Source organism: Nocardioides sp. P5_C9_2, from assembly GCF_054049555.1.
Window position 1 is genome coordinate 1 of record NZ_JBFUMD010000243.1, and the last position, 5,712, is coordinate 5,712.

Annotated in this window: 8 protein-coding genes; 2 read left to right on the forward strand and 6 right to left on the reverse strand. The window is 72.3% G+C overall.

What is annotated here, in order from left to right; translation table 11 throughout:
- Together ACXJKL_RS12850 and ACXJKL_RS12855 are read right to left on the reverse strand one after the other, a co-directional pair.
- Positions 1-1,171, reverse strand: a 1,171-nt coding sequence (locus ACXJKL_RS12850) for an MXAN_6640 family putative metalloprotease (RefSeq protein ID WP_457207437.1), incomplete at its 3' end; no start/stop codon positions are given.
- A 79-nt stretch (positions 1,172-1,250) separates the two neighbouring features.
- Positions 1,251-1,646: an adenylyltransferase/cytidyltransferase family protein gene (locus ACXJKL_RS12855; RefSeq protein ID WP_457207438.1), complete on the reverse strand. Its 396-nt coding sequence runs from the start codon at positions 1,644-1,646 to the stop codon at positions 1,251-1,253.
- Between the two features lie 77 nt (positions 1,647-1,723).
- Here ACXJKL_RS12855 and ACXJKL_RS12860 point away from each other — a divergent pair, with 77 nt between their 5' ends.
- The gene (locus ACXJKL_RS12860; RefSeq protein WP_457207439.1) at positions 1,724-3,034 is read left to right on the forward strand and encodes a DUF445 domain-containing protein; all 1,311 of its coding nucleotides are present in this window, start codon (positions 1,724-1,726) and stop codon (positions 3,032-3,034) included.
- Between the two features lie 4 nt (positions 3,035-3,038).
- Positions 3,039-3,317 carry an RNA-binding S4 domain-containing protein gene (locus ACXJKL_RS12865; protein ID WP_457207440.1) on the forward strand — a complete coding sequence of 93 codons (279 nt, stop codon included), beginning with the start codon at positions 3,039-3,041 and terminating at the stop codon, positions 3,315-3,317.
- A 9-nt stretch (positions 3,318-3,326) separates the two neighbouring features.
- Here the strand turns inward: ACXJKL_RS12865 and ACXJKL_RS12870 are convergent, their stop codons facing one another.
- The 4 genes from ACXJKL_RS12870 to rsgA form a co-directional block, all read right to left on the reverse strand.
- Positions 3,327-3,695, reverse strand: a complete 369-nt coding sequence (locus tag ACXJKL_RS12870) for an FKBP-type peptidyl-prolyl cis-trans isomerase (protein WP_457207441.1) — start codon at positions 3,693-3,695, stop codon at positions 3,327-3,329.
- 21 nt (positions 3,696-3,716) lie between these two features.
- Complete coding sequence (locus ACXJKL_RS12875; RefSeq protein ID WP_457207442.1) at positions 3,717-4,148, reverse strand: CBS domain-containing protein; 432 nt, start codon at positions 4,146-4,148, stop codon at positions 3,717-3,719.
- A 71-nt stretch (positions 4,149-4,219) separates the two neighbouring features.
- Entirely contained in the window at positions 4,220-5,134 is a 915-nt protein-coding gene (locus ACXJKL_RS12880; protein WP_457207443.1) for an inositol monophosphatase family protein, read from the reverse strand.
- 69 nt (positions 5,135-5,203) lie between these two features.
- A partial coding sequence (gene rsgA / locus ACXJKL_RS12885) for a ribosome small subunit-dependent GTPase A (protein ID WP_457207444.1) occupies positions 5,204-5,712 on the reverse strand: 509 nt, incomplete at its 5' end.

Consider the following 5,712-nt stretch of genomic DNA (forward strand, 5'->3'; position numbering starts at 1 on the left):
CCCGACCGCGCCGCAGGCCGGGCGAGGGGCGGAGCGAGAGGGCCTGTCCGGTGAGGTGGTCCAGGGTGACCGTGCGCGACCAGGTGCCGCGGCCGCGTCCGAGCCTCACCCGGGCCTGCGGTGCGCTCGGCCGGTAGGACGACCCCTCGGCGTACGACGAGCGGGCGGTGCGGTTGGCGGCGACGAATCCGGCGTAGAACCGGGGCCACGAGACGCCGCGCGACTCGACGTACCGCTTGATCGCGCGTACGGAGAAGTCGTTGCGCCGACCCACGTGGCCGTCGGCGCGGGCCCAGACCTGGCGCACCGCCTGGCCGCCGAAGCGCTGGGTGAGGCGCTGGAAGAAGATCCAGTTGCCGTAGGAGCCCAGGCCGGAGTCGAAGGTGTCGAGCGGGGTGCCCGGGTCGCCGAGCTGGCCGTGGCGCAGGTACTGACGGTTGTCGTTGACGTCGTCGGTGATCTGCTCCTCCATCCAGGTGGCGCTCGCCTCGAGGAACCAGCCGTCCTCGCGGGCGTCGAGCCCGAACTGCACGGCGTGGAAGAGCTCGTGGGCCACGGTCACCCGCATGCTGGGCGTGGGCGGCAGCGGGAACTCGACGAAGTCGTTGTCGAGCACGCAGTACGACGACGCGACGTTGCGCTCGCCGGGCACGACCTGCTCCGGGGCGCAGTAGCCGTAGAGCCCGCGCCGGCCGAGGTCCTGCAGGTAGATGTCGAACTGGGGGGTGCCGCCGGCGCCGCGGTCGCTGGGCGGCATCGGCCAGCCGAGCTGGCCCATCCGGGCGAACGACGCGCTGGCGGTGCTGAGGGTGAGGGCCACCCAGTCCGGGGTGCCGCCGGTGCTGCTGGCCATCGGCGGCGCGTCGCCCGAGACGCCGACGTAGTGCAGGCACACGAGATCGGTGCACTCGCGGCCCTGCGGGAGCGAGGCGTCCCACTCGGGACGCGGCAGGGCGGCGCGGGCGGAGTAGGTGCGGGCGCCGGCGGTGGCCGTGCCGAAGAACTCGTCCCGCAGCGCGAGGGTGTCCTCCGCGCCGCCACCGACGGACGGAGCGCCGAGGGCGCCTGCGGTCGACGGGGTCGGTGCGGCGCCGGCCGGGGTCACGAGACCGAGGGCCAGGCAGGCCGCGAGGGCGAGGGTGGCGAGGGTGCGCACCGGGTTGTCGGTCACGGAGTCCTTCCGGGGATGGCGTCCCGACAGGCTACAGACAGATGGTGTCGGATCCCCGGTCGTCGGACCCGGCCGCCGGTCAGAGATCAGCGATGTGCTCGATGATGGCGGTCGTGGAGATCGCCGGGGTCCGCGGGAGGTAGACGACCTCGCAGATGTCGGAGAGCTCGTCGAAGCGTCCCGCCCAGTCGTCGCCCATCACCAGGACGTCGGCGGCCTGCCGGAGGACGTAGTCGCGCTTGAGCTCCAGGCTCTCCTCGACGAAGACCTCGTCGACGCATCGCAGGGCGGACACGATCTCGAGGCGCTCGCGCTCGCTGAAGACCGGCGTCCGACCCTTCTTGCGCAGGTTGAGGGCGTCGGCGGACACCCCGACCACGAGGTGGTCACCGAGCGCCGCGGCACGCTCCAGCACGCGCAGGTGCCCGACGTGGAACACGTCGAAGGTGCCGAAGGTGATGACCGTGCGGGACATGCGCGCAATCTATCCGTCGCCCCTCCGGGTGGACGCCGGGGTGCGCCGGTGTGGTGCCGCGGGGGAGGATCAGGCCCATGGTTGCGCAGTCCCCACCCACCGACCCGGTGTCGCCGCCGGTGTCCTCCCCGTCGGTCCCGCTGATCACGCCCGACCCGGGCGCCGACGAGGCGCGCCGTCGCGGCCTGCGCCGGATGCGGACCGTCGCGGTGTCGCTGCTGGTCCTCGCCGCCGTCGTGTACGTCGCGACGCTGGGCCGCGAGGGCTTCTGGGGCTTCGTCAACGCGGGCGCCGAGGCCTCGATGGTCGGCGCCATCGCCGACTGGTTCGCGGTGACGGCGCTGTTCAAGCACCCGATGGGGCTGCCCATCCCGCACACCGCCCTGATCCCGAAGCGCAAGGACGAGCTCGGCAGGGGGCTCGAGGAGTTCGTGGGGGAGAACTTCCTCCAGGAGGACATCATCCGCGAGCGGGTGGGCGCCGCGACGATCTCCGCCCGCGTGGGCGACTGGCTCTCCGACCCGGCCAACGCCCGCCGCGTCGTGGACGAGGTGGCCGACGTCACCGCCATCGCCCTGGGCAAGATCCGCGACGAGCACATCGCCGACCTCGTGACCAACGCCTTCGTGCCGCGCTTCCGCGAGGAGCCGCTCGCCCCGCTGCTGGGCAGCCTGGTCTCGGAGATGGTGCGCGACGACCTGCACCACGGCGTCGTCGACCTCGGCCTCGACGAGCTGCACCGGTGGCTGGTCCACAACCCCGACACGTTCGTCGAGGTGCTCAGCGAGCGTGCCCCCTGGTGGGCGCCGCCGCGGCTCAACGAGGCCCTCACCCACCGCCTCCACCTCGAGGCCGTCCGCTGGATCGAGGACATCCGGTCGAACCCCGACCACCACGCCCGCGCGGCCCTCGACTCGATGCTCGCCCAGCTCGGCCACGACCTGCTCGTCGACGACGCCACCCAGGACCGGGCCGAGCGCTTCAAGGAGCGCCTGCTCGACCACCCGCAGGTCGTGACCACCGCCATCTCGCTGTGGAAGGCGATGCGGTCCGCGTTGCTGACGTCGGTCCACGACCGCGACGGCGCCGTCCGCCAGCGGCTCCTCGAGGAGCTCAACTCGTTCGCAGGGCGGCTGCGCTCCGACGACTCGCTTCGGGAGCGGCTGGACCGCACCGCCGCCGACGTCGTGGTCTTCGGGATCTCGCGCTACGGCGCGGAGCTCACCACGGTCATCACCCACACGATCGAGCGCTGGGACGGCAAGGAGGCGGCCCGGCGCATCGAGCTGCACGTGGGCCGCGACCTCCAGTTCATCCGGATCAACGGCACCATCGTGGGCGGACTCGTCGGTGTGCTGATCCACGCTGTCTCGCTGCTGGTTCACTGATCCCATGAGCGAAGACACCGGTACCGGCGCCCACGGCGTGGACGTCCCGATCCGCGACGAGACGATCCGGCTCGGTCAGTTCCTCAAGCTCGCCAACCTCATCGAGAGCGGCTCGGACGCCAAGCCGCTGCTGGCCGACGGGGTGGTGACCGTCAACGGCGAGGTCGAGACCCGCCGGGGCCGCCAGCTGGTGCCCGGCGACGTCGTCACCCTGGGCCCGGCCGCGGCCCGGGTGGCACTCAGCGGACCAGCAGGGGACGCCGAGATCGACGTCCCCTGGTAGTCGCACCAATCAGCGGACCTCGAGCAGGTCCACCACGAAGATCAGCGTCTCGCCGGGCTTGATGACGCCCCCGGCACCGCGGTCGCCGTAGCCCAGGTGCGGCGGGATGACGATGCGACGGCGACCGCCGACCTTCATGCCCTGCACGCCCTCGTCCCAGCCCTGGATGACCTGGCCGATGCCGAGGCGGAACTGCAACGGGGTGCCACGGTTGTAGGAGGCGTCGAACTCCTCGCCGGAAGAGTGCGCGACCCCGACGTAGTGGACCGACACGGTGGCCCCACTCGTGGCCTCGGCGCCGTCACCCTCGGTGAGGTCGGTGACCTCGAGCTCGGCGGGCGCGTCTCCCATGTGCGGGTCGACGTCGGGCTTGTCCATGTCACTGCCTTCCATTCGGTGTCAGGTCTGGTGGACGTAGTGGTCGAGCTGGTCGCGCTCGAACTCGAGCTCGCCGATGCGATGCTTCACCACGTCCCCGATGCTGATGATGCCGGTCAGGCTCCCGTCGGCCACCACCGGGAGGTGCCGGACGCGCAGCTCGGTCATCGTCCGCATCAGGTCGGTGACGTCGTCGTCGCCGGTGCAGGTCTGCACGTCGACGGTCATGATGTCGCGCACCGGCAGCTCGAGCACGGCGCTGTCGGAGTGGAGACGGCGTACGACGTCGCGCTCGCTCACGATGCCGTCGACGGCCGCGCCGTCGGAGCTGACGATCAGCGCCCCGATGTTGTGCTCGGCCAGCAGGGCGACCAGGTCGCGCACCGAGGCGTCGGGAGCGATCGTCACCACCTGCGGGCTGGGCTTGGCGGTGAGGATGTCGTGGATGTGCATGGCCACCTCCGGCGTTCGCGGTTGGTGCTCCACCACGCTAGCCACTCGGAGGGCCCGAGGACAGGGGGAGTTCAGTCGGCGACCGTGGGGGGCGTCTGCCGCCCGCGCAGGTCGTGCACCGAGCCGTGTCCCGTGGGGCGGTAGTCGGGGTCGTCGTGGTCGTCGGGCAGGGACCCGAGGAAGCCCAGCGCGGCCTCGTGGAGGTGCCCGTTGGTCGCCAGGGCATTGCCGCCGAACGGGCCGTCGGTGCCGTCGAGGGACGTGAAGCGCCCCCCGGCCTCGCGGACGATCACGTCGAGGGCAGCCATGTCGTAGAGCTCGAGCTCCGGCTCGGCGGCGATGTCGACCGCCCCCTCGGCGAGCAGCATGTAGGACCAGAAGTCGCCGTACGCTCGCGTGCGCCAGCAGCGGCGCGACAGGGAGACGAAGTCGGAGAGCCGGTCCCGCTCGTCCCATCCCGACAGCGAGCTGTAGGACAGCGACGCGTCCTCGAGGCGGCGTACGTCCGAGACCTGGCACTGCGTCGCCTTGAGCAGCGAGCGGCCGGTCCAGGCGCCCTGGCCCCGCGACGCCCACCAGCGGCGCTGCAGCTGGGGCGCGGACACGACCCCGAGCACCACCTCGTCGTCGACGGCCAGGGCGATCAGGGTCGCCCAGACGGGGACGCCCCGGACGAAGTTCTTGGTGCCGTCGATCGGGTCCACGATCCAGCGCCGCTGGCTGTGCCCGGTCGAGCCCTGCTCCTCGCCGACGACGGCGTCGCGCGAGCGGACCCGCGACAGCGTGCGCCGGATGCCCTCCTCGACGGCCTGGTCGGCGTCGGTGACCGGGGTGAGGTCGGGCTTGCTCATCACGTGCAGGTCGAGCGCCTTGAACCGGGCCTGGGTCAGGGAGTCCGCGTCGTCCGCGAGGACGTGGGCCAGCCGGAGGTCGTCCAGGTAGGTGTCGTGGCCTGCGCCGAGGTGGCCGGGTCCGGTGGGGGGCATGGCCACAGGTTATGGGCTCGCGCCGCCGCGGGGGCCATTCCGGGCGCCGCGCCGGATGGCYGGGCCCGCCTAGTAGTCGTCGTGCGACCGAGCGGCCAGCAGGCGCCGGAACGACTGCACGCGCTCGACGTCGGCCTCCCCGGCGGCGACCGCGACGTCGAGGCCGCACTCCGGCTCCTCGGTGCCGTGCGTGCACCCGCGCGGACAGTCCTCGGTCATCTCCTCCAGGTCGGGGAACGCGCCGATGAGGTCCTGCGGCTGCACGTGCGCCAGGCCGAAGGAGCGGATGCCGGGGGTGTCGATGATCCACCCGGCGTCGGCGTCGTCCGTGCTGGGCAGCGCCAGCAGGTAGGCAGAGGTCGAGGTGTGCCGGCCGCGACCGGTCACCGCGTTGACGATGCCGACGTCGCGGTGGGCGGTGGGGATGAGCGCGTTGACCAGCGTGGACTTGCCGACGCCGCTGTGCCCGACGAGCACGCTGACGTGCCCGCGCAGAGCGGCCCGCACCTGCTCGAGGTCGCCCCCGCGCTCGGTGACCACCCACGGCACCCCCAGGGACCGGTAGGTCGACAGCAGGG

What these genes read in the sequence shown, in the direction of transcription:
- ACXJKL_RS12855 (WP_457207438.1), bottom strand. Translation starts at nt 1,646, where the DNA reads ATGTCCCGCACGGTCATCACCTTCGGCACCTTCGACGTGTTCCACGTC.
- ACXJKL_RS12875 (WP_457207442.1), bottom strand. Translation starts at nt 4,148, where the DNA reads ATGCACATCCACGACATCCTCACCGCCAAGCCCAGCCCGCAGGTGGTG.
- ACXJKL_RS12870 (WP_457207441.1), bottom strand. Translation starts at nt 3,695, where the DNA reads ATGGACAAGCCCGACGTCGACCCGCACATGGGAGACGCGCCCGCCGAG.
- ACXJKL_RS12860 (WP_457207439.1), top strand. Translation starts at nt 1,724, where the DNA reads ATGGTTGCGCAGTCCCCACCCACCGACCCGGTGTCGCCGCCGGTGTCC.
- ACXJKL_RS12865 (WP_457207440.1), top strand. Translation starts at nt 3,039, where the DNA reads ATGAGCGAAGACACCGGTACCGGCGCCCACGGCGTGGACGTCCCGATC.
- ACXJKL_RS12880 (WP_457207443.1), bottom strand. Translation starts at nt 5,134, where the DNA reads ATGCCCCCCACCGGACCCGGCCACCTCGGCGCAGGCCACGACACCTAC.